The following is a 22102-nucleotide window of genomic DNA, read 5'->3' as shown; positions in this document are numbered from 1 at the left end:
GAGATGAATACATAAGGATGGATTACGATGAATAAAATACACTTATTTTCTCACAATGATTTAGACGGCATTAGTCCCGCGATTCTAGCAAAGCTTGCATTTAAAGATCGAGACTTCGAAGCGAGCTGTGTGGGCGTCAAGCATATTGACCAAGTCGTATCAGAATTTTTAGAAGCACACGAAGAAACAGATATTGATCTATATATTACAGATATTAGCGTCAATGATGAGGTAGCGGCACTTCTTCAAGAACGTGTTGAAAAAGGACAAAACGTAACGCTTCTCGACCATCATGCGTCCGCTTTACCGCTGGCAGAAAAGTATGAGTGGGCTCATATTGTACCTACCTATGAAGATGGCACAAAAACAGCGGCAACGACGTTATTTTATGATTATTTAGTGGAGAATGATTATTTGGCAAAAACGGCAGCGCTTGATGACTACGTAGAGCTTGTGCGTCAGTTTGATACATGGGACTGGTTTGAAAAGGACAATCAGCGTGCGAAGCAGCTAAATAACCTTTATTACTTAATTAGCCGCGATGAGTTTCAAGATACCATTTTAGAAACGCTGGAAGCATCGTTACAAGATGAGTCTTCTACAACGTTTGCGTTCTCAGAGCGCCATCAAATTTTATTAGAGGTCGAAGAAAAGAAAATCGAGAAATATTTGCATGATAAAGAAAAGCAAATGATTAAAGCAGCTGTAAATCTGCACGGAACAGAATATTATGTTGGTGTCGTATTTGCCGAGAACTATCAATCAGAGCTTGGAAACTATCTATGCCTACAGAACGATGATATTAACTTCTCTGTTTTAGTTGATATGGGAAGACAGAAAATGGGCTTACGTACCGTAAAGGACGAATACAACTTGAGTAAAATTGCAGGAGAGCTTGGCGGGGGTGGACATCCTCGTGCATCAGGTTGCTCGTTAACACCAGAAGCATTTGAGCTGTTTGTAAAGAATTTGCTTTTTAAAGAGGCTGAATAAGGGAATAGAGCAGATAGAAGTCCAAAAGCAAATGCGTGGAAAGGATGAACAAACATGTCATTTCAAGATCAAGTTGTGATTGTAACAGGAGCAGCGAACGGAATTGGAAAAGGTGTTGCACTTGCCTATGCTGAAAAAGGAGCAAAGGTTGTGCTCGCTGATATGGATGAAGAAAAGGGCGCACAATTAGTCCAAGAGATTATGAGCAAACAGGGAACGGCACTGTTCGTTCAAACCGATGTCCGAAAAGAAGAAGACATCGTGTCTCTAATGAAAGAAACGGTAGAGAAATACGGCAAAATTAATGTCCTCATTAATAATGCGGGTGTATCGAGATGGAAATCTCCTTATGAGCTGACGCTAGAGGAGTGGGACGATATTATCAACACAAACCTGCGCAGCGTATTCCTCGGATCACGCGAAGCGGCAAAATATATGCGAAACAACGAAAACGGTGGTTCCATTGTGAATATGGCGTCAACCCGTGCCTTCATGTCTGAAAAAGACACGGAAGCTTATGCGGCAACTAAGGGAGGCATTTCCGCTCTCACGCATGCGCTCGCGATTTCATTAGGTGATGACAGTATTCGCGTCAATGCCATTTCACCTGGATGGATTGAAACGTCTCATTATGATGAGCTTCGACATATCGATCATACGCAGCATCCGTCAGGGCGAGTAGGAAAGCCGTCCGATATTGCAAGAGCTTGTTTGTACTTAACGCATCCTGAAAATGATTTTGTAACAGGGGAAAATCTGATCATTGACGGTGGCATGACACGAAAAATGATTTATGAGCATTAAAAAAAAGACGATCCGTTTTGTGCGGATCGTCTTTTTTTATTTTGCGCGATCAAATAAGAACGTTTTGATAATAGCGGCATACTCCCTTACGACGACCTTCACTTTCACAACGTCGGGTGTTTTCGCTGCTAGTGGATGCATGTCGTAGCCTAAGCGTTTTGCAATAATAGATGAGCGGTACAAATGAAAGTTATTGCTGACGATGACACCTTTTTTATGCTTAATGTCTGCCTGTTTTTTGGCAAACTCGAAATTTTCAAACGTAGAGGTTGATTGATCTTCAAGAATTAATCTCGATTCATCAATGCCTTCGTTTACTAAAAAGCGTCTTCCTGCCTCGGCTTCAGTAATAAGCTCGTCTTTCCCTTGACCACCTGTTAAAATAATCGGAATGTTCGGATGCTTTTTTGCGTATTTGGCAGCGACCTGAAGGCGATATTTTAAAGCAAGCGACGGCACTTCGCCTTTTACTTTTGCCCCTAATACCATGATATAGTCAGGGTTTGAGATGGGCTTTTTATGTGCCATTGTGTACATGAGCGCACTAGCAATTACTATGTATAAGACGCCTATCGTTAAAACACCTATAATCAATTTTTTAATCACCCCTGTGACCTCCTAGATGCATATATTGGTAGATTTTAAAAATCCAGATTCCATCATAGCATGTTTCCACAAAACGGTATATAATCAAAAAGGCAGAAAGGAGAGAAAGTATGAAGAAAACACACGAGAAGAAAGATCCTCGCTTTAAAATTGCGCATAAAGAGGCCTTAATTGGTATTGCGCTTGCGATCTTTCAATTCGTTTGGTGGTATGGGTTTGCCTATGGATTAGGAAGCAAACCAGTCAAAGAATATACATACATATGGGGATTTCCCGCCTGGTTTTTCTACAGCTGTATTCTCGGTCTTATACTGATTATTTTTCTTGTGATCGTCATAGCGAAATGGTTTTTTACAGATGTGCCATTTGAGGATGAGGAAGAGGAGGAACGATTATGAATTGGGGCGTCATTCTTCCACTTTTATCTTTTTTAGTGATCATTTTTCTTATTGGCGTGATGATGTCAAGAAAGGTGAATGAGTCAAACAATTTTATTAGTGATTATTTTATTGGAAGTCGGGAGTTAGGCGGGTTTGTGCTAGCGATGACGATGGTTGCGACATACGGAAGTGCGAGTAGCTTCATCGGAGGTCCGGGAGTGGCTTATCAAACAGGGCTCGGCTGGGTGTTGCTGTCAGTCATTCAGGTTGTGACAGGGTATTTTGTGCTCACGACGCTCGGAAAGAAATTTGCGATCGTTTCGCGCAAAATGAATGCGGTGACGCTCGTAGACTTTTTAAAGGAGCGCTACCACAGCAAATGGGTCGTCCTTTTATCCGCGTTTAGCATCATTATTTTCTTATTTGCTTCACTCGCTGCACAGTGGGTAGGCGGAGCACGCTTAATCGAATCATTCGTCGGAATTCCGTATAAAACCGCGCTTGTCATTTTTACGCTATCTGTTCTGATTTATGTTGCGATTGGTGGATTTCGGGCAGTGGTCATGACCGATACGCTACAGGGAATGGTTATGCTTGCCGGGACGCTTATTTTATTAATCGCAACCGTGAAAGCAGGGGGAGGAATTCCTCATATCATGCAGGATTTAGTGAAAGAAAATCCAAATCTCGTCAGTCCTTACGGTGCCGACCGCTCCTTAACACCGCTTTACGTTTCATCTTTTTGGATTTTAGTCGGTGTTGGTGTCGTCGGTCTTCCGCAAGTTGCCGTGCGGGCGATGTCGTACCGCAACTCACAGGCGATGCACCGAGCGATGGTAATTGGGACGATCGTGACCGCAGTCATTATGTTTGGCATGCACTTAGTGGGCGTGTTTGCCCGTGCCGTGCTTCCTGGAATTGAAATTGGGGACAAGGTAATGCCGACGCTCACGTTAACCGTTTTGCCTCCGTGGCTAGCAGGTATTGTGTTAGCTGCACCGATGGCGGCGATTATGTCTACGGTGGATTCGATCTTGCTGTTAGTCAGCTCGGCGATTGTGAAAGACGTGTATTTAAATTACGTCAATCCAGGGGCCGATGAGAAAAAAGTGAAAAGATGGAGCTTCATTTCGACAACAGGAATTGGTGTGTTGGTGTTTATTGCATCGATCCAACCGCCAGATTTGTTAATTTGGTTTAATTTATTTTCCTTTGGTGGATTAGAAGCAGTCTTTATTTGGCCGATCTTAATGGGCCTTTACTGGAAAAAGGGTAATAAATACGGAGCGATGATTTCGATGTTTGTCGGGCTCTTCAGCTATATTTTACTCACGACATTCTGGCCGAACCCGCTCGGGATGCATACCGTTGTTTTTCCGATTGTTTTATCGTTTATCAGTTTTATTTTTGCCAGTTTGCTTACGCAAAAACGAACAGAAGAAGCGAGAAACGTCATGCTGAAAAAATATTTTTAAGAGGAGAACTTTTCTCCTCTTTTTTATGGAAAAAAATGAAACTTTTTTCACCCGTCGCTCGTACTATTAATAGGGGGCGATATAATGACAACCAAATCAACAGGGGTACAGGCCGTTTTAGCATACTTACAGCAAAATGAAACGATTCTAGCTAGTACAGAGTGTTATCGCGTTCAGTATCATTTAACAGCTGAAGCACCTTATCAAGGGGTATTGGTGGCAACCGAAACGAAGCTTATTTTTTATTCGGATTTCCTTGGAAACCCACAAATTGAAGAATTTCCGTATGAGAAGATAAGCAAAACGCGCGTGCATAAAAACTGGCTTGTAAAAGGTAAAAAGCTGATTGTAAACCATGAGGGGGAACAAGTCCAGATCAAAGGATTTTTGGACAGTGGTATTGATCAGATTATTTCGATTTTGCGTAACAAAACCCCATTTTCCGAAACGAAGCAGCGTAAAGCATCGATAAAAAAATAACGTAATGAAGCATGCAAAACATGTGCTACAAGGCGAATGAGAAAACAACATGTGAGTCCAACATTTAAAACAGTTGGGCTCTTTATTTTTGCCCCCATCATGTAACAAACATAGAAAAAGAAACGTCTACTACATAAAGAGGCTTTTTTAGGGGGAAATCAATGAAACATTTCATGATGATTGGGCTACTGTTCGTTCTTTTAGTGAACATGACAGGCTGTCAGCAGTCTTCGCTGACAAACAAAGTACACCCAGCGGATGTAAGAGAAGCCGTATGGGACCAGCTTACAGATGAAAAACGACATCATATAAAAGGTACGTGGAGAGATGCATCTGTAAAAAAAGTGGTGTTTCAAAAAAGTATGGGAAGTATCACAGACAAATCGTTTATTGGAAAAGAGGTATATATGATAGATTATCCTGCAAATGATTCCCTGTTATTAGGCGACGTGGGGGTTTTTGCCGATGTGAAGTCCTTTAAAATCATTGGATATGGATATCGAGATTAAAAAAGCAGCGTTCCTCGTCGTAGGAACGCTGCTTTTTTAGAAACTATGTTTTTTCATCATGCTGCCCGATACTAATGGACGGGCGCTGTGTCATGTTTGTAATGGAAACCTCGCCGGTTGGATTTTCTTCTTCTATACTTTGTTCGCTTTCCTTAGACAGCGTCTTTTTTAAATCTTCATCCGCAAGGCCGAACGTTTTTCCGATGTTTAACCGACCAGATAAGTCTTTAATCCCGAGCTGTCCGAAGTTATTGCTTAAATCAACTTTATCGAACATAATTTTTTCGACAAAAAGCTTTTCTACAATAATAGGAGGTTGATTGATGAGGGATTCTAGCTTTTGTTCCATCCCGTCCAACTTTTTTTCCATGTAAGAGGGAGAATGGGCTTCTAGCTGTTCAAGCTTTTTTTGAAGGCGCTCGATAGTCTGAAGCGATTGCTCGAGCTTAGACATCATTTCTTTTGAGTCGTCTGGCTTCTTTTCTTGCAAATGGTGAAGCTGCTTTTCCATTTGTTCTAAGCGGTCGAGCTCCTTTACCTTCTTTTCCATCTGTTCTAGACGCTGAAGCTCTTTCATCTGTTTTCCAATGGTATTGAGCTTTTCTGTCATTTCATCATTGCTTTTGGTGAATTGATGAGCAGAATGATGTTCACGTGGTTCAGCAACGATTTTTTTGACGGTTTCAATTTTAGGCTGTGATCGGAACCATTTCCACATAATGAACATCCTCACTTTTTTAGTTTAGCTGTTTGAGAGCGTAGGGAACTGAAAGGTGACGATTAGCACGCCGTTTTGAAACGTAGCGCGGCAATCTGCTTCATCAATAACCTTTGGAAGAGGAATAACCCGCTCAAACGTATTGTCTCGGCGTTCCTTCAGCAAAACGTTTGCTTCTTTCGCAAGCCGCGTCAGCTTTTTTCCCCGAATGATGAGTTCATTTCCTGCTGCTTGAAGCTCAACGTCTCCGCGTTTTACGCCGGGTAAATCAAATAAAAGCGTTAGCTGTGATTCGTATTCAAACATATCGACCTGTGGGTAGTTTGGGTGCTCGTTGACGATTTGTGGGGACGAAACGTTTTCTTTATGTACATCTTCCATAAAAGGCTGATCAAAAATTCGGTTCCAAAACTGATCACGATCCGATTCTGTTGTGGATTGAAACCAATCTTTAAAGCGGTTGTCGGCCATGCTTTCTCACACCTTTTTTCATTGTTAGCACATTATATGCGAGAAAAGTAGATTTTACGAGTAAAAGAAAAGACGCCCATGTTAATCAAAGTCATGGACGTCCACTTGTGAAAGGGGAATATTCGTATATTTCGGCATTTTAATTTCCAGCACGCCGCTCCGGTAAATCGCTTTTGTTCCTTTTCGTTTTACCGAACACGGAAGCGAAATTTCTTCACGAAATTCGTTTTCTCCTTCGTATCCTTCAAGAATACACGTGTGTGGCGTGTGATAGACACGAAGAGACTGAAGCATAGACTTATCAGGAATTTTTACCTGTATGATGCACTCATCAAGTGTCTCAAATACGTGTGTCTCCATTCGAGAAGAAGACCCCATAGAGGTTGTCGGTCCCGTTTTATTTCCTTGCTGAGCCTGCTTGAAAAAGTCATTTCCTTTCATAAAATCCGGAAAGGAATTTCCCATTGTGGAAGAAAGGATTTGCTGAACGTATTGATCAATATCTTTCGTGTTCATTCCATTTGTGAAGCCTTCCATCTGTTTCTTAAAGAGCGATTGTCCCCATGGAAACATCATATAACCTCCTGTCATTTATCTCATCATATGTTGGGACAACGGAGAGAAGTGCGTGAGCACCGTATAAATTTCGGTTAAATTTGATTGCCGATTGGCATCGATGGGTTCGCAATTTGATCTTGGTCACTAACATCGCCGTCAAAAACACCGTTTGCAAAGACCGACGTAGAGGGAGAAAAGTTTCCGATGGAAAAATTCACGCCGAATAGCTTCGAGTTGGCGGTGTGACTGTTATGAATCGTAGAACCAAAATCAATGTTTCCGTTGTTCGCAATTTCATTTGTCCATACGTTAAAAACGTTTACTTGTAAAGGCATAGAAGAAACTCCTTTGAATGTTTTGATGCTATTGCTGATAACCATTCACATGGTCAATACTTGCAATATCACCTTGGTCGTTCGTGTCAGGATCAATGTAAATATTCTTCATCCGAGCAGTGGCTGGGGATACATCGCCGTAGGAGGCGTTCGTTCCGGTCGACTTGGAGTTCGCTACAGGGCTGTTGTGCAAGGATTCACCGATATTAACAGAACCATTGTTTGAGATGCTGTTGATTTTTAAGCTGTAGATGTTGATAACGTTTGGCATCGTGTCCTCACCCGCCCTTTTATGTTGATAATGTACTATATGACCAGATGCGCCTAGACGTGAATAAGTTTTTAGAACGGAAAAGGAAAAAGCCCGCTCTTCCTATTTGGAAGAGGGGCTTTTAGTGGAGGTAAAGGTCATATGATTTTCTTTCATTATATACGCGATACACTGCTGAACAGTAGAGAAAGTGGTCCAGCGATAATCATAGTGAACGAGAGATTGCACAAGCTCTGGTGAAATTCCAACGATTAAGCACCTTGTCCCAATTAAGCGCAGGGCTTCGGCCATGATGTGGATATGATAGCCACTGTGATCATCTAACTCTTTTAACGATGATAAATCAATTAAGAAATAACGCGCGCCTTCTTTAACACAGGCTTCTAATACGCGTTCGGCGAGCTTTTTGCCCCGCACATCGTCTAGGGAGCCGACAATAGGAAGCGCCAAGATGTCGTGCCAGATTTTTAATAAAGGAGTTGAGAGTTCATCAATAATTGCTTGATTTTTCTCAGCCTGCTTCGCCTGGGTCGTGACGTCTAGTAGCATTAGTAAATAGGCCTGCTTGTCTCCGTTCTCATTATAGACCGGATGAATAACCGTTTCAGCCACATAGCGTTGTTTAATGTTGATACGGGCGCGATGAGTAGAATGAAGCTCTTGCATGACGTGCTGCTGATGCCCAGGAGAGGAATGAAACAAATCCATGCTTTGACCAAGCACATCGTGAATGTCGTTAATTCCGTATAGCTTCATTAATGGACCAAGTATTTCCACAGCTTTAGAATTCATCCATTGAATGCGATAGTGAATGTCAGCAATAATAATTGTTTCTTGAATACCTTCTAAAATGGTATAACTGCTTAGATGCGTGGGGAAAGTACCGATTGATTCCATAGTATTCGCTCCTCATAAACGAAGTCATTGTTTGTAAGTTTATTTTACTAACAAGGAGAAAGTTGGTAAAGAACATTTTACATCGTTCGGTGAGAAAATAGAGATTACTTATTCTAACAAAATCATGTGCTAAATATTCATTATTAAAAGCAAATACTATTCATTAAACGAAATATTTGCTATCATTCTAATTAATCCGATTCAATTACTATGGTTAAAGAAGTGGAAGGAGTTAAACGATATGAGCATGTCTTTTGTTAAAAATGAACGCCAGCAGCGTATCTACGATCAACTAAATCAATTCATTCCTCAATTTCGAAAGCGTGCACCGCTTCATGATGAAGAGGGATCTTTTCCATTTGACAATATTGAAGACTTAAAAAGTATGGGCTATCCAACCTTCACACTCCCAGCGGAATATGGAGGAAAAGAGCTATCGTTGTATGAATTTGTGCTGTTTCAAGAGCAAATTGCAAGAGGCGACGGAGCCACTGCGCTGAGCATCGGCTGGCACGTCGGCATTACAATGGATTTAGCGGAGAAAAGACCGTGGTCTGACGAGATGATTGATTTTTTATTTAAGGAAATTAGCAGAGGCGCGCTGATCAACACGGCCGCCACAGAGCCGAAAACAGGCAGTCCGACGCGAGGTGGGAAGCCTGAAACAACGGCGAAAAAAACGGCAGATGGCTGGGTGATTAACGGTCATAAAACCTTTACATCTATGTCTGTTGCGCTTGATTATATTTTTGTGACGGCGACCATTGATGAAACGGAAGAGGTCGGACAGTTTATAATTCCAAAAGATGCAAAAGGCGTTTCCATTCAAGAAACGTGGGATTTGATTGGGATGAGAGGTACGGCAAGTCATGACCTTATGTTAGAAGATGTGGAAATTCCAAGTCATTATTTAACGCAGCTATTGAGCACTCCTCAAAAGAAAAAGCCAAGCGGATGGTTGCTTCATATTCCTGCGTGCTATATGGGAATTGCTCTAGCTGCTCGTGATTATGCGGTGCAATTTGCGAACGACTATTCGCCGAATAGTCTGCCAGGGCCGATTCGTGAGCTTCCGACCATTCAGCAGGCAATTGGAGAAATCGAGCTGGAATTGCTCAATGCCCGTCACTTTATGTATAGCGTAGCACAGAAATGGGATGAAGCACCTGACCGTACACAGCTCGGGGCAGAGCTAGGAGCAGTGAAGCACGTCGTGACGAACACCGCTGTGCGAGTGGTGGACCGTGCAATGCGTATTGTTGGAGCGAAAAGTCTGCAGCAATCCAACCCGATGCAGCGCTATTATCGTGACGTCAGGGCCGGCCTCCATAATCCACCGATGGATGACATGACGATTGCGAACCTCGCTGCTAACGCGTTTAAAGAGCTTGAAGACGATCAGTAAGTGTTTGAGGCTAATGTTCTGACAAGAGCATTAGCTTCTTTTAGTGGAAGAGACAATCATCCACGCGTTGTCTGTGATATAATAAGAAACTTACAGAAACGGATGTTACAAAAGCTTCCGTCGATATACATAGGGGTGGAAGTAGTGGAGAGAAGATGGAAATGGACCATATGGATACTGATGCATATGCTCATCTTGATTATTGTTTGGAGAGTCATTGACACACTGTGTGTACCAAGTGATTTTATTCATGGATTTTTGGATGGTGTGAATAGCGAACGACAATAAAAAGGAGGGCGCATTCATGTACGAACAGATTTCTTCTATCATTGGAGTGTTTACTTACAATGAACAGATGGGGTGCTATGAACAAACAGATGGAGTTGTACGTTGGTACATAGAGGCTGAAGGCGTTTTAACTTTGCTGAATAAAGCAGAGCAGTTGTATAGTAAGCTAGAAGTCTTTGATCAAACGGCTAAAGAGGCAATCGCAGATAAGCTTCTATCCTATAAAAATGACGTTTGGCCTCAGTATGACGAAAATGATCCTGACCTAGACTGGGATGCGGTTGATGCTGGAGCATTTGACGTGACCAAGGATCAGTTTGTATCTTCACTTCGCTTATATGATGTTGTGATTAAAAAAGCGGGTGTGTACGGTGAGTACCATGACGGAGATTTATTTGGCGGTCACCGTATCCACGTAACCTTTGATGAGCAAGGCCGTGTGCTTGAAGCGAGCATTTAATAAGGATCCCCACCTGTACGATTCAGGTGAGGATCTTTATTCTTTGTTTATAACTTTCTTCTCGTATAAGTTGCGCAGAATGTACGTTTTGTGGGATTCTAGCTTTCGTCCTTCAATTCGCGTCACGTTCACTTCTTTTAATTTTTGGATGAACCATCCTTTTGAATACATATAAGCCATGTTCGCATCTCCTCCCATTAAGTAATTCAGTATATGTCCAAGCCTGTGGTCCTAGTACAGGAAATTTATGAGGGCACATCGCGGGGAACGTGAATATAGATGGGTAAGGTGCTTTTTTGAGAGGGGAGGGATCGACGTGTTTATTAAGCTACTGCTATCCATTTGTATTTTAGTTGCTGCTGCAGGTGCCATTGTCGGCGCACTCGGCTTTCGTGACATTACAAATGAGAAGAAGAGCTCCATCTACAGAGGGATTTTCTCATTTTTCATGACGGTTTTATTAGGGTTACTCGTGTCTGGACTTATATTTAAGGTGTTAACGTGGTGAAAATGCTACAATGGAGATTAAATTACACGTAAAAAGGCTACTAATGTTAGTGAAGGTAGCCTTTTATTATGATTGAAAAAGGGAGGGAGACGCTTGAACGCACTACAATCGACTTTTTATGAAGTTGTACAAGCTTCCAAAAAAGGCAGTGGACATTTTTCAGCAGAAGCAGGAGAAAAACTTATTCGTTCGGTTCTCCCGGAGCTATTACGTTCTTATCTGAAAGAATCTTTTTACGAGATTACGGGGGAATGGGAACAAGAACTTCCTATTATTACGATTCAACCTACGTCACAGCAATTGCTTATGGCTCAGTACATTTACAGCGAGGACAGAGAGCGCTTATATCTAGTCGTTCGTATGAAAGAAGACAGCAGTGATCAGAAAGAAGCGCTACGATACCTGTTGCCAGATGAAGATCCTTATAAGGAAGAGGAAGCCTTTATCGGAAATACAGCGATTGCACAAAGAATCGAGCAGAGCATGATTACGTTTCGTCCTTATTACATGGCGTCACTACCAGATGATCAGGTGCTACAAAAGGAGCTAACGGGCGTATTAAACCTTATTCAGCAGCTTCACTATGCGTCATCAAAAGAAGGAAGCGCCTCCGTTCGGGAAACGATTGAACACATTCATACATATATTGAAAACAAAGGATTTTTCTATTTAAAAGAAGAAATTGCAAGCGTCTATTTCTCACTCCAATCAAAGCCGTTCCTCCTACTTTCAGGCATAAGTGGAACAAGGAAAACGAAGCTTGCAGAGCTGTTTGCAGAAAGTCTTGGTGCGACCGAGGAAAACGGTCAGTTTCTTCTTCTGCCCGTCAAACCAGATTGGACAGATAGCGGGGATTTACTAGGCTATACAAACCTACAGGATGAGTTTAAAAAGGGACCTTTTTTTTTATTTTTAGAACGTGCGCACAAACAGTTAGATCGGCCGTTTTTCCTCGTATTAGACGAGATGAATTTGTCACGGGTCGAATATTATTTAAGTGAGTTTTTGAGCGTGCTAGAGACGAGGAAGCGAGGGGGAGATGAGCTGAAAACAGCATCACTTTTACCTTTAGGTGAAGGGATGACGATTCCTGAAAATGTGTATGTAATCGGTACGATTAACATGGATGAAACGACGCACCGTATTAGTCCGAAGGTTATTGACCGTGCAAATACGCTTGAATTCAACCGCATTTATTTGGAGGCTTTTTTTGAAGAAGAAAAGGTAGTAACGCCACTACATGCTCATAACTTGCTTAAAAGCACGTATGTGTCGTTAAAAGAAGCAATGGAACATAAAACACTTATTCAAGAAACGGTTCAAGAGCTGATCAAGGTAAACGAAATCTTGTATCAGGGGGGCTTTCAAATTACATATCGAACACGGGACGATCTATGCTTTTACATGATCTACGCGCTGCAAAGCGGATTATTTACCTTTGATCAAGCGTATGATTTTCAGCTTCTGCAAAAGATCATTCCTCGTCTCGAAGGACAAGACGGCAGCATCGGGGAAGTATTAAAAGATTTGTATCATTATTGTACGAATACGGTGTTAGATGAGCAAATCGAAACAGCTGTTATTCAAGCGGACGGAATGCGTTTTCCCCGGACGGCGAAGAAGCTCATGGAGATGATTAGGAGGTATGAGCGAGATGGATTTGCTTCGTTCTGGTTCTCCTCTTAACGAGCCGCTTCTTGTTGTAGAAACAGATGATTTTACCCTCACAATCACAGGTCGAGCATACCATGAACAGTATGAGAAAATGAAAGTCTACTATGGAATCAAAAATGATGAAATGCTTTTATCATGGCAAGGAAAACGTATCAGACGTCTCATCGTTCAGCATGAGTCTCTATCACCTCTTCAGAACGAGTGGTGGACAAGGCCATTGTTTTTTGAACAGGCAACCTACCAACTTACCGTTGTCCCAAAAGGCGACAGAATGCTTGCGTACCGTCAAAAGCAAGATCGCTTTGTGCAAAGTATTCAGCAGGTGCAGGTAGAGGACAGAAGCATTTTAGTCGGGGAAATGACGTTTCGTCGTGAGCTTGGTTCTTTTTCGTTTTCAATCTGGGATGAAAAAGCGGATGAAATGCTTCTCAACATTGAGATGGAGATTTTTCCAACGAAAGTTCCGTATCATTCTATGTATATGCTGTTGCTCCAGGAAACGAACGATCTTATCGAGGGGCTACCTTATCATCCAGAAAGTGGTTCTTATATCGGCGTTAGGCCAGCACCTAAGGGAAAGTCTTCCTCGTTGGTTCATTTTTCTTATTTACTTATTAAAATGCTCGAGAGATTTTTAGAGCAGGTAGATTGGATCGAGCAGCACGCGCATGCCACGTTATCTACGCAGTACCGACCAACCAAACGTGTGACGGCGCTAGACATGACATCTTATGCGCGCTCCTATATTTGAAAGCATCCAAAAGTTTTAGAAAAGGGTGAAGAGCACCCAGTTCCCCAAAAGGGGCTAAAACGATCACAAGAACTCGTCCCAAACTCACCGGAAAACCAAGCGATTAAAGGAATGCTAAAACGCCTCGAAAGCAAAATAGCGGAGCTAGATGATTTATTAGACGAACCATCTGTACCAGATTTTTTTAAGAAAACGATGAATCGCCATCTCGCTACTCTGCGGCCGCTTGTACAGGAGCGCTTACAACGTTCGTTTTGGAAAGGCGTCCAATCATCCCCGATTATTCCTGCCTCAAATCAAATGAGGATGGGAAGGGGATACAAAGAAGCTTATCGCTTATTTTTACATATGAACGGCCAACTTGTAATGGAGCGTAGTGCGTATCAGTTAGCTGTGAGACCACTTTATCAGCTTTACGAATATTGGACATTTTTAAAACTATGTGAGATTCTCAACAAGCATTTTCAGCGCGTCAAAAAAGCGCCTCACGCTTATATGGTGCTTCCTTCTGGTAGTCGTCAGTACTTTCGGAATCAGGAGTTGGAGATTACGGTTGTTTTTCAGCCGACGCTTGAAACACCTACAAGCGTACAACGTCCAGATATTTTAGTGGAATGGACACGAAATAAAGTTACTCGTTCCTTTATATTTGATGCCAAATATCGAGCAAACGTAAACGAAACCGTTAGCACGCCGCTCGTAGACGATATTTACACGATGCATCGATATCGAGACGCGTATCGAGAGAAAGATGGGAGGAGAAAAGCACTAGGCGCATGCGTACTATTTCCTGGATTGAGTCATGGGAAATACCGGCATACGCAATTTTATCAGAGCCTAGAAACGGTGAAGATCGGCGGACTGCCTTTTTTACCTACTCATACCCTTATGGTCGAAACGTTTTTACTTACCCTTCTACAGCAGTAAAAAAGTTCTCCGACTTTTTAAATGGTTTAGTGGGAGATACGCACAATGAAGGAAGACATTTTCTTCGCTTTTTTCTAGATGCGACCGTCATAAATCTTTAAAAAACGTTGTCAGAACAGTTGTTAAATGCTCCTGTATGTTTTTTCTTTTACAAATGAACGAAATCATGTAAACTACTACGGGACATGTTTTCCATTCTTTCTCATACCTTTGAATCTTTTCGTAAGATAGGGCAAGTTGTCTATTGTGTTTCAAAACGAATTTTTCTAGAATGAAGAAAGAGAAAAAGGGGTTATGTTTATATTATTGGAGGGTATCAGCTGTGAAACGGATTTTGATCGTGACCCTTGTTGCATTATTGTCAATCTTTTTTATTGACCGATCGTACAGCAAGCAGAACCAAGCTCAAGCTCAAGAAAAATTTATTCATGAAGTAAAGCAGGAACAGCAACAGTCAGATGTGGCAACGGTCAATTTAAACAAAGTGTTTCATTTTCATTGGGACAAGGTATATGTGTTTGAGCCTCATACAAAGGTAGCATCTATCAACAAAAAGCTTGGCTTTGATTGGATGGAAGCAAAAGCAACAGGGATTGAAAGCGGCGATAACAGCGTCATTGTGTTTGTGAAAAACAATCAGGTGGAACAATTCGTTACGCTACCAACTTCTTATGGACAGCCGGTCTATAAAAATAAACATGAATGCGAAATCAAAAAAATATAAGTAAAAAGTCAGTCGTTCCTTCAAGAAGAGGGGCGACTGACTTTTTTTTGACTGGTTTTTCGTTTAGGCTTTGCGGTCGGTGGAGAGTCAATACTCATTTTTAAAGCTGTCATCAAGTCTTTCACATTTGATTGCTTCGTCGGTTCCTTCGGTGAGACGACCTGTCCCTCTGCAAGTTTATCTTCAACGAGATCTTTTAAGGAATCACGGTATTGATTATGAAAATGATTGGGATTAAACGGTTGGGTCATCTCGTTAATAATCTTTCCTGCAAGGTCCTTATGCTGGGTGTCTACGAGCTGATCGCGTAAGTTAGGAACATTCTCAACGTCACGAATTTCCTCTAGAAAATAGAGCGTATGCATAATAAGCACGTCTTCAAGCGCTCGTACTAGTACAACCTGCTGACGTGAATGAAGAAAAACGGATGCGATTCCGACTTTGTTTGTATCGAGCAGCGCCTGCTGTAAGATAGCGTAAGGCCGTTCACCCGCTTCTTGAGGGGAAATATAATAACTTTTTCCAAAGTAGAGAGGGTCCACCTCGTTTAGTTCAATAAAATGGTCCATTGAAATATCTTTGTTTTCAAAAGGGCGTCGCACTTGTTGAAGCTCCTCAGTACTAATCACAACAAAGCGTCCGTCTTCAAGTTCGTACCCTTTCACAATATCATCCGTGTCTACGTCTTGTTCGCATGATGGACACCGTTTTTCATATTTAATGGGCGTCAAACATTCTTTATGAAGAGACCGAAGCTTAATTTCTTGATCTTCCGTTGCGGTGTGAAGGCGAATTGGAATATCAATTGAACCGAACGATAATGTCCCTTTCCATGCAGTATGAAGCATTGATCACTCATCCTTTCGCGTTGTTTTATAGATAGTTTGAAGCAAATGGTATGAGGCTATCCGTCTCCATTTGAATTATATAAGATCTAAAATAACTATGTTCTAAATAAACAAAATAAATTTTAAAAAATAAAGTGAATAAAAATGGAAATAAATCTCATTTTAATAAGTGGAATACATACGGAAGGTGATGAGAACATGGAACTACTAAAGAGGTTAACAGAAGAAGCGGGTGCACCGGGATTCGAACATCGTATTCGTGACATACTGCGAAAAGAATTTGAGGCGAGTGGCGCTGACGTGCTGACAGATCGACTTGGGAGCATTTTCGGTAAAAAGCAGGGCAAGGGTGGAAATGTAAAAGTAATGCTTGCTGGGCATATGGATGAAGTGTCCTTTATGATCAGTGAGATTACGTCGGAAGGATATTTGCGCTTTGTCCCTCTAGGAGGATGGTGGGATCAAGTTCTTTTAGCACAACGAGTAACCATTATTACGGATAAAAAATCGTACACGGGCGTTATTGGTTCCAAACCACCGCACATTTTACGTCCAGAGGAACGAAATACGGTCTATCCAATGCGTGAAATGTTTATTGATGTAGGAGCGAAGGATGCAGCACAGGTGAAGAGCTGGGGAATTAAAGTGGGCGATCCCATTATTCCCATTTGTCCATTTGAGATTTTACCTGACCATGATACGATTTTAGCAAAAGCGCTAGATAACCGAATTGGCTGCTGGCTGGCGGCTGAACTATTAAAGGCACTTCAAAATGAACAACATCCAAATACCATTTTTTCAGGTGCAACCGTACAGGAAGAAGTGGGCCTACGAGGAGCGAAAACGGCACCTTATGTGATTGATCCGGACGTAGCCATTGCGCTTGATGTCGGTGTAGCGGAGGATGGACCAGGTGGGAATCCAAACAAAGCAAAGTTAGGAGAAGGTGTACTAATTACCTTTTTAGACTCGTCCATGGTTCCAAATACGGCGTTTCGAAATTTTGTTATTCAAACAGCCGAAGAGCACAACATTCCATATCAAGTTGACGTGATGCTAGGGGGAGGAACGGACGGTGGTGAATTCCATCTTCACAAACAGGGAGTTCCGACGATTGTGATCGGAGTTGCGTCCCGTTACATCCACAGTCATACATCCATGATCAGTAAAAAAGACTTGGAAAACACCTTAAAGCTACTCGTAGCCATCGTTAAGAAGCTAGACAATGATACGTACGAAAGCTTTCTAAACTAGAAGAAAAATCAACCGAGTTCTTTACAAGCAAAGAACTCGGTTTTTCTGACTTATAAGAATTAAATAAACTATGTGCTAAATAATCAATATAAATACAAAAAAAGAAGCATCAAAGGAGTATTCTCCATGCTTCCCATTTATCCTTGATTTTTTACCATTCTGTAATAGCAAGAGTAGAAATAGGGGGTGATACTTTCCCTTCTTTTTCAATAGTGATTTCTAACACACCATTCTCAAGGGTCGCCTTCATTGGCTGATTGGGAAGGGAGAACGGAAAATCAACGGTACGATCCACCAATTTGACGTCTTTTTGAGCGGAAAACGAGTTGTTTGTGCTGTCTTCAACTTTCACGAGCTGCTCTTTTTTGGCTTGAATGCGTAACTGATGTTCAAAAACCTCAATGAGCACGTGATCCTTGTCAAAGTCAGGTAAATCTACTTCTACGATATATGATGTGCTCGTTTCAAATAAATCGATGCGAACGCTATCACAATCTAAATAGCTTGTAAAAGGGTGCGAAAAGAAAAAGTCCACAAGATCCTCCAAATCATGCAAAAAATGATTTTTGGGACGTTTTCGGTCATTCATCATTCCTCTGCCTCCACCATCATAAAATGTCTCTTATCGTAGTAAGAGAACTTCTTTTATCATATGCAGCAATATAGCAATCGTGAGAAGCGCCAATTAATTGAGCAGATTGTCACACCTCGTGGTAAAGAAGGCATAAAAGAAAGAGCCTGCCGGAATGACAAGCTCTTTGCTCTTTTACATGTCGTGGCCGCTGTTGTGCTTTTGACGACTGTGCTGACGGTTTTTAACTTTATGTGATCCGCTAAGTGGAGCTGGTTGACCAGGATTGTCTCCCTTAGGGGCATTTTTGTGCATGTCTTTACTGCTGTTTTTGTTCATGTGAATCCCTCCTCTTGGTATTAGAATGAGAAAAGAAGCGATGTTTTATTCAGATAATTTTCCGTATGAAAGCCGCCTCAAAACGAAACAATAAATGGTGAACTGCCACAATTTTTGCGGCAGCAACCGCTCTAAGAGGAGGATACATGATGCCATATCATAAAAATAAACAGCAGGCATTTCAGGCTGCACAGCAGGGGCATAAACAAGCACTTGATGCGAATGCACAAGCTAATCTTGTTCAAGGTCAATCGTCTTATGGACAAGAATTAAAGCATGTAAAAGAAGAAGTAAATGAAGCTTATGCGCAAATTGAGAATGCTCTTGAGGTGGCTTCCGATTCACAGCACAAGCAGCTGACACAATTTCAACAAGATTTAAAAGGGCTTGTAGATTCTGTAAACAACGAACAATAAGTGAGCAAACACCTTCTTATCACAAGAGGGTGTTTTTTTTGCACGAAAAAGCAGGTCCTCGAATAAGGACCTGCTTTTAGGGATTTCCCAACGGGGTCGGCGGTTTGAAAATCTCCCTGTTACTAGTATCTCCAAAATCAATAAAACATACGGACTTATTGATTTTTTTTGCGTTTCTTGTTGTTTTGTTTTTGTTGCTCTGTTAAAGGCTCATTTGCGAATTCTTCATTATAACCAGCGCCTTTTCCTTGAGCTTTTGCTGCGTTTGCGCCTGGAATTTGGTGATTTGCTTTTCGTTTTGCCATGGTGAAAACCTCCTCATCAATGTTGCACGTCTGTGCGTTCTTATTGTGCACGGAAAAACAGGTTTATGAACAACCAATTCAAGGAAAAGAAAAGTGATGACGCTTCCATCTAATTTCACAAATTTTCTTACAAAAACCCTTATGTACCAAGCAATAAGCAAAACTTATGCTAATTAATAACATTCTTTTTATTTACTTATGTATAACATTATATTAAGATAAATGCGTAGGGAAAACCTAAGATGGGACTTAGTAGGCAACATACATAATTGTTTCAAGGGGGTAAAACAAGATGACAAAACATGATGCATTTAATGCTCGTTCATCGTTCACTGTTAATGACAAAACGTATTTTTATTACCGCTTACAAGCTTTAGAAGAAGCTGGAATTGGTCAGGTTTCTAAATTACCATACTCTGTAAAGGTATTATTAGAATCTGTTCTTCGCCAAGTAGACGGACGTGTAATTAAAAAAGAACACGTTGAAAACTTAGCAAAATGGGGTACAAACGACGTTCAAGAAATCGACGTTCCGTTCAAGCCTTCACGCGTTATCCTTCAAGATTTCACAGGGGTGCCTGCAGTTGTAGACTTAGCGTCTCTTCGTAAAGCAATGGCAGACCTTGGTGGAGATCCTGATAAAATCAACCCAGAAATTACAGTAGACCTAGTAATTGACCACTCCGTACAAGTAGACAGAGCGGGTACACCAGACGCGCTGAACTTCAACATGGACTTAGAATTTGAACGTAACGCAGAGCGTTATAAATTCTTAAGCTGGGCACAAAAATCATTTGATAACTACCGTGCTGTTCCACCAGCAACAGGTATCGTTCACCAAGTGAATTTAGAATATTTAGCAAACGTTGTTCAAACGAAAGAAAATGCGAATGGTGAAATCGAAACATTCCCAGATTCATTAGTTGGTACCGACTCTCATACAACAATGATTAACGGTATCGGCGTTCTTGGATGGGGTGTTGGTGGTATTGAGGCAGAAGCAGGAATGCTTGGTCAACCATCTTACTTCCCAGTGCCTGAAGTAATCGGGGTAAAACTAACAGGTACACTTCCAAATGGTACAACAGCAACTGACTTAGCGTTAAAAGTAACGCAAGTTCTTCGTCAAAAAGGCGTAGTTGGAAAATTCGTTGAATTCTTCGGACCAGGGGTAGCGGTATTACCACTTGCTGACCGTGCAACGATTGCGAACATGGCTCCTGAATACGGTGCTACTTGTGGATTCTTCCCAGTTGATGCAGAAGCACTTGATTACATGCGCTTAACAGGCCGTGATGAAGAGCAAGTACGCGTAGTAGAAGAATACTGCAAAGCGAACGGCTTATTCTTCACAGCTGATGCAGCAGATCCAACTTATACATCTGTAGTGGAAATCGACCTTGCGACAATTGAGCCAAACCTTTCTGGTCCAAAACGTCCACAGGATTTAATTCCATTATCTCAAATGAAAAAAGCATTTAACGATGCGTTAGTTGCACCAGCTGGTAACCAAGGATTTGGTTTAACAGCAACGGATGCAAATAAAGAAATCACGTTCCCATTAGCAAATGGAACAGACGTAACAATGAAAACAGGTGCAATCGCGATTGCGGCGATTACAAGCTGTACAAATACATCAAACCCATACGTACTAGTTGCAGCTGGATTAGTTGCGAAAAAAGCAACTGAAAAAGGCCTTCAAGTACCAGGTTATGTAAAAACATCTCTAGCACCAGGTTCAAAAGTTGTAACGGGTTACCTAGAAGATTCAAAACTTCTTCCATACCTTGAGCAACTTGGATTCAACATTGTTGGATACGGTTGTACAACATGTATCGGGAACTCTGGTCCATTAGCAGATGAGATCGAAAAAGCAGTGGCAGACAGCGACTTACTTGTAACATCTGTTCTTTCAGGTAACCGTAACTTTGAAGGACGTATCCACCCACTTGTAAAAGGGAACTACCTAGCATCTCCACCGTTAGTTGTGGCATATGCGCTTGCAGGTACGGTTGATGTAGATCTTCAAAGCGACTCACTTGGTAAAGACAAAGACGGCAACGATGTATTCTTCAAAGACATCTGGCCATCAATGGATGAAATCAACGAAGTTGTAAAAGCGACAGTAACTCCAGACTTGTTCCGTAAAGAATACGAGCACGTATTTGACGACAACGAGCGCTGGAATGAAATCGAAACAAGCGAAGAAGCATTATACACTTGGGATAACGACTCTACGTACATCCAAAATCCTCCATTCTTTGAAGGATTATCAGCTGAGCCTGGTACAGTAGAACCGTTACAAGATCTTCGCATCGTAGCAAAATTCGGTGACTCTGTGACAACTGACCACATTTCACCGGCTGGTTCAATCGCGAAAAACTCTCCTGCAGGTCGTTACCTACTTGAGAACGGCGTTGAGCACAGAGACTTTAACTCTTACGGATCTCGTCGTGGTAACCACGAAGTAATGATGCGCGGAACATTCGCAAACATTCGTATCCGTAACCAAGTAGCACCTGGTACAGAAGGTGGTTACACAACTTACTGGCCAACAGGCGACGTAATGAGCATTTATGATGCTTGTATGAAATACAAAGCGGACAACACTGGCTTAGTGGTATTCGCTGGTAAAGACTACGGAATGGGAAGCTCTCGTGACTGGGCTGCCAAAGGAACAAACCTTCTTGGTATTAAAACAGTTATCGCAGAAAGTTTTGAACGTATTCACCGTAGTAACCTTGTCCTAATGGGTGTTCTTCCACTTCAATTTAAAGAAGGCGAAAGCGCTGAGACATTAGGATTAAAAGGAACTGAATCGATTGCGGTTCAAATCGACGAAACGGTAAAACCTCGTGATTTTGTAAAAGTTGTGGCGACTGATGAAGCTGGCAACAAAAAAGAATTCGAAGTACTTGTTCGTTTCGATAGCGAAGTAGAAATTGATTACTACCGTCATGGTGGAATTCTACAAATGGTTCTTCGCGACAAGCTAGAATCGAAATCTTTAGCATAATGAATACAAAAAAGGCTCGTGATTTTTAATCACGGGCTTTTTTTATGGATAAAATAACCATGTACAAACTTCCACCTATCGGTTAACATACATAAAGAGGACAAACATTATCCACTTTA

The 22102-nt window shown here is 41.6% G+C and carries 27 protein-coding genes and 1 pseudogene; 16 read left to right on the top strand and 12 right to left on the bottom strand.

The window, feature by feature from the left end; genetic code table 11:
• Positions 1-27: 27 nt before the first annotated feature.
• Together IE339_RS11475 and IE339_RS11470 are read left to right on the top strand one after the other, a co-directional pair.
• Positions 28-993 (top strand): DHH family phosphoesterase, encoded by a 966-nt coding sequence (locus tag IE339_RS11475; RefSeq protein WP_242176032.1) that lies wholly within the window; start codon positions 28-30, stop codon positions 991-993.
• A gap of 54 nt (positions 994-1047) precedes the next feature.
• Positions 1048-1797, top strand: coding sequence for a glucose 1-dehydrogenase (locus IE339_RS11470; RefSeq protein ID WP_242176031.1), 750 nt, complete (start codon positions 1048-1050; stop codon positions 1795-1797).
• 36 nt (positions 1798-1833) lie between these two features.
• Here IE339_RS11470 and IE339_RS11465 read toward each other — a convergent pair whose 3' ends face one another.
• Positions 1834-2403, bottom strand: coding sequence for a YdcF family protein (locus IE339_RS11465; protein WP_242176030.1), 570 nt, complete (start codon positions 2401-2403; stop codon positions 1834-1836).
• A 110-nt stretch (positions 2404-2513) separates the two neighbouring features.
• Here IE339_RS11465 and IE339_RS11460 point away from each other — a divergent pair, with 110 nt between their 5' ends.
• From IE339_RS11460 to IE339_RS11445, 4 genes are all read left to right on the top strand, one after another.
• Entirely contained in the window at positions 2514-2801 is a 288-nt protein-coding gene (locus tag IE339_RS11460) for a YhdT family protein (RefSeq protein ID WP_242176029.1), read from the top strand.
• Positions 2798-4258 (top strand): sodium/pantothenate symporter, encoded by a 1461-nt coding sequence (panF, locus tag IE339_RS11455; RefSeq protein WP_242176028.1) that lies wholly within the window; start codon positions 2798-2800, stop codon positions 4256-4258. Before IE339_RS11460 ends, panF begins: the two co-directional genes overlap by 4 nt.
• Positions 4259-4342: 84 nt before the next feature.
• Positions 4343-4738, top strand: a complete 396-nt coding sequence (locus IE339_RS11450) for a PH domain-containing protein (RefSeq protein ID WP_242176026.1) — start codon at positions 4343-4345, stop codon at positions 4736-4738.
• A 161-nt stretch (positions 4739-4899) separates the two neighbouring features.
• Positions 4900-5247, top strand: coding sequence for a hypothetical protein (locus tag IE339_RS11445; RefSeq protein WP_242176025.1), 348 nt, complete (start codon positions 4900-4902; stop codon positions 5245-5247).
• A gap of 43 nt (positions 5248-5290) precedes the next feature.
• Here IE339_RS11445 and IE339_RS11440 read toward each other — a convergent pair whose 3' ends face one another.
• The 6 genes from IE339_RS11440 to IE339_RS11415 all read right to left on the bottom strand — a co-directional run bounded on the left by IE339_RS11440 (position 5291) and on the right by IE339_RS11415 (position 8497).
• Positions 5291-5965: a hypothetical protein gene (locus IE339_RS11440; RefSeq protein WP_242176024.1), complete on the bottom strand. Its 675-nt coding sequence runs from the start codon at positions 5963-5965 to the stop codon at positions 5291-5293.
• A gap of 24 nt (positions 5966-5989) precedes the next feature.
• Positions 5990-6436, bottom strand: coding sequence for an Hsp20/alpha crystallin family protein (locus IE339_RS11435; RefSeq protein WP_242176023.1), 447 nt, complete (start codon positions 6434-6436; stop codon positions 5990-5992).
• A gap of 81 nt (positions 6437-6517) precedes the next feature.
• Complete coding sequence (locus tag IE339_RS11430; RefSeq protein WP_242176022.1) at positions 6518-7012, bottom strand: Hsp20/alpha crystallin family protein; 495 nt, start codon at positions 7010-7012, stop codon at positions 6518-6520.
• A 74-nt stretch (positions 7013-7086) separates the two neighbouring features.
• Positions 7087-7329 carry a spore germination protein gene (locus tag IE339_RS11425; RefSeq protein ID WP_242176021.1) on the bottom strand — a complete coding sequence of 81 codons (243 nt, stop codon included), beginning with the start codon at positions 7327-7329 and terminating at the stop codon, positions 7087-7089.
• A 28-nt stretch (positions 7330-7357) separates the two neighbouring features.
• Positions 7358-7600 (bottom strand): spore germination protein, encoded by a 243-nt coding sequence (locus IE339_RS11420; protein WP_053400489.1) that lies wholly within the window; start codon positions 7598-7600, stop codon positions 7358-7360.
• Positions 7601-7702: 102 nt separating this feature from the next.
• Complete coding sequence (locus IE339_RS11415; protein WP_242176020.1) at positions 7703-8497, bottom strand: STAS domain-containing protein; 795 nt, start codon at positions 8495-8497, stop codon at positions 7703-7705.
• Between the two features lie 241 nt (positions 8498-8738).
• Between IE339_RS11415 and IE339_RS11410 the strand changes: the two genes are divergently transcribed.
• Entirely contained in the window at positions 8739-9902 is a 1164-nt protein-coding gene (locus IE339_RS11410; protein WP_242176019.1) for an acyl-CoA dehydrogenase family protein, read from the top strand.
• A gap of 304 nt (positions 9903-10206) precedes the next feature.
• Entirely contained in the window at positions 10207-10650 is a 444-nt protein-coding gene (locus IE339_RS11405; protein WP_242176018.1) for a DUF2262 domain-containing protein, read from the top strand.
• A gap of 36 nt (positions 10651-10686) precedes the next feature.
• On the opposite strand, the gene IE339_RS11400 is transcribed toward IE339_RS11405, so the two are convergent.
• Positions 10687-10830, bottom strand: coding sequence for a YflJ family protein (locus tag IE339_RS11400; RefSeq protein ID WP_083446443.1), 144 nt, complete (start codon positions 10828-10830; stop codon positions 10687-10689).
• A gap of 136 nt (positions 10831-10966) precedes the next feature.
• Between IE339_RS11400 and IE339_RS11395 the strand changes: the two genes are divergently transcribed.
• The 5 genes and pseudogenes from IE339_RS11395 to IE339_RS11375 all read left to right on the top strand — a co-directional run bounded on the left by IE339_RS11395 (position 10967) and on the right by IE339_RS11375 (position 15234).
• Positions 10967-11158: a hypothetical protein gene (locus tag IE339_RS11395; protein ID WP_053400485.1), complete on the top strand. Its 192-nt coding sequence runs from the start codon at positions 10967-10969 to the stop codon at positions 11156-11158.
• Between the two features lie 93 nt (positions 11159-11251).
• Positions 11252-12844, top strand: coding sequence for an McrB family protein (locus IE339_RS11390; RefSeq protein WP_242176016.1), 1593 nt, complete (start codon positions 11252-11254; stop codon positions 12842-12844).
• A pseudogene (locus tag IE339_RS11385) lies at positions 12804-13913 on the top strand (DUF2357 domain-containing protein); the annotation flags it as partial. The gene IE339_RS11390 and the pseudogene IE339_RS11385, both read left to right, overlap by 41 nt.
• Complete coding sequence (locus IE339_RS11380) at positions 13890-14510, top strand: nuclease domain-containing protein (protein WP_347342723.1); 621 nt, start codon at positions 13890-13892, stop codon at positions 14508-14510. The pseudogene IE339_RS11385 and the gene IE339_RS11380, both read left to right, overlap by 24 nt.
• Positions 14511-14832: 322 nt before the next feature.
• Entirely contained in the window at positions 14833-15234 is a 402-nt protein-coding gene (locus IE339_RS11375) for a hypothetical protein (RefSeq protein WP_242176015.1), read from the top strand.
• Positions 15235-15254: 20 nt separating this feature from the next.
• Here IE339_RS11375 and IE339_RS11370 read toward each other — a convergent pair whose 3' ends face one another.
• Positions 15255-16082 carry a non-homologous end joining protein Ku gene (locus IE339_RS11370; protein ID WP_242176014.1) on the bottom strand — a complete coding sequence of 276 codons (828 nt, stop codon included), beginning with the start codon at positions 16080-16082 and terminating at the stop codon, positions 15255-15257.
• Positions 16083-16280: 198 nt separating this feature from the next.
• Between IE339_RS11370 and IE339_RS11365 the strand changes: the two genes are divergently transcribed.
• Positions 16281-17336, top strand: coding sequence for a M42 family metallopeptidase (locus IE339_RS11365; RefSeq protein ID WP_242176013.1), 1056 nt, complete (start codon positions 16281-16283; stop codon positions 17334-17336).
• Between the two features lie 151 nt (positions 17337-17487).
• On the opposite strand, the gene IE339_RS11360 is transcribed toward IE339_RS11365, so the two are convergent.
• Entirely contained in the window at positions 17488-17928 is a 441-nt protein-coding gene (locus tag IE339_RS11360; protein WP_242176012.1) for an Hsp20/alpha crystallin family protein, read from the bottom strand.
• Positions 17929-18102: 174 nt separating this feature from the next.
• Positions 18103-18246, bottom strand: coding sequence for a small acid-soluble spore protein P (locus tag IE339_RS11355; protein WP_053400478.1), 144 nt, complete (start codon positions 18244-18246; stop codon positions 18103-18105).
• A gap of 149 nt (positions 18247-18395) precedes the next feature.
• On the opposite strand from IE339_RS11355, the gene IE339_RS11350 reads away from it, so the two are divergent.
• Positions 18396-18662 (top strand): hypothetical protein, encoded by a 267-nt coding sequence (locus tag IE339_RS11350; RefSeq protein ID WP_053400477.1) that lies wholly within the window; start codon positions 18396-18398, stop codon positions 18660-18662.
• Between the two features lie 155 nt (positions 18663-18817).
• Here IE339_RS11350 and sspO read toward each other — a convergent pair whose 3' ends face one another.
• On the bottom strand, positions 18818-18967 hold the full coding sequence (gene sspO, locus IE339_RS11345) for a small acid-soluble spore protein SspO (protein ID WP_242176011.1): 150 nt from the start codon (positions 18965-18967) through the stop codon (positions 18818-18820).
• A 292-nt stretch (positions 18968-19259) separates the two neighbouring features.
• On the opposite strand from sspO, the gene acnA reads away from it, so the two are divergent.
• Positions 19260-21983, top strand: a complete 2724-nt coding sequence (gene acnA, locus IE339_RS11340) for an aconitate hydratase AcnA (protein ID WP_242176010.1) — start codon at positions 19260-19262, stop codon at positions 21981-21983.
• Positions 21984-22102 lie beyond the last annotated feature (119 nt).

The sequence above is a fragment of the Priestia koreensis genome (assembly GCF_022646885.1).
GTDB lineage: Bacteria > Bacillota > Bacilli > Bacillales > Bacillaceae_H > Bacillus_AG > Bacillus_AG koreensis_A.
The sequence above is the reverse complement of the archived record's forward strand: the minus strand, read 5'-3'. Positions and strand labels throughout refer to the sequence as shown.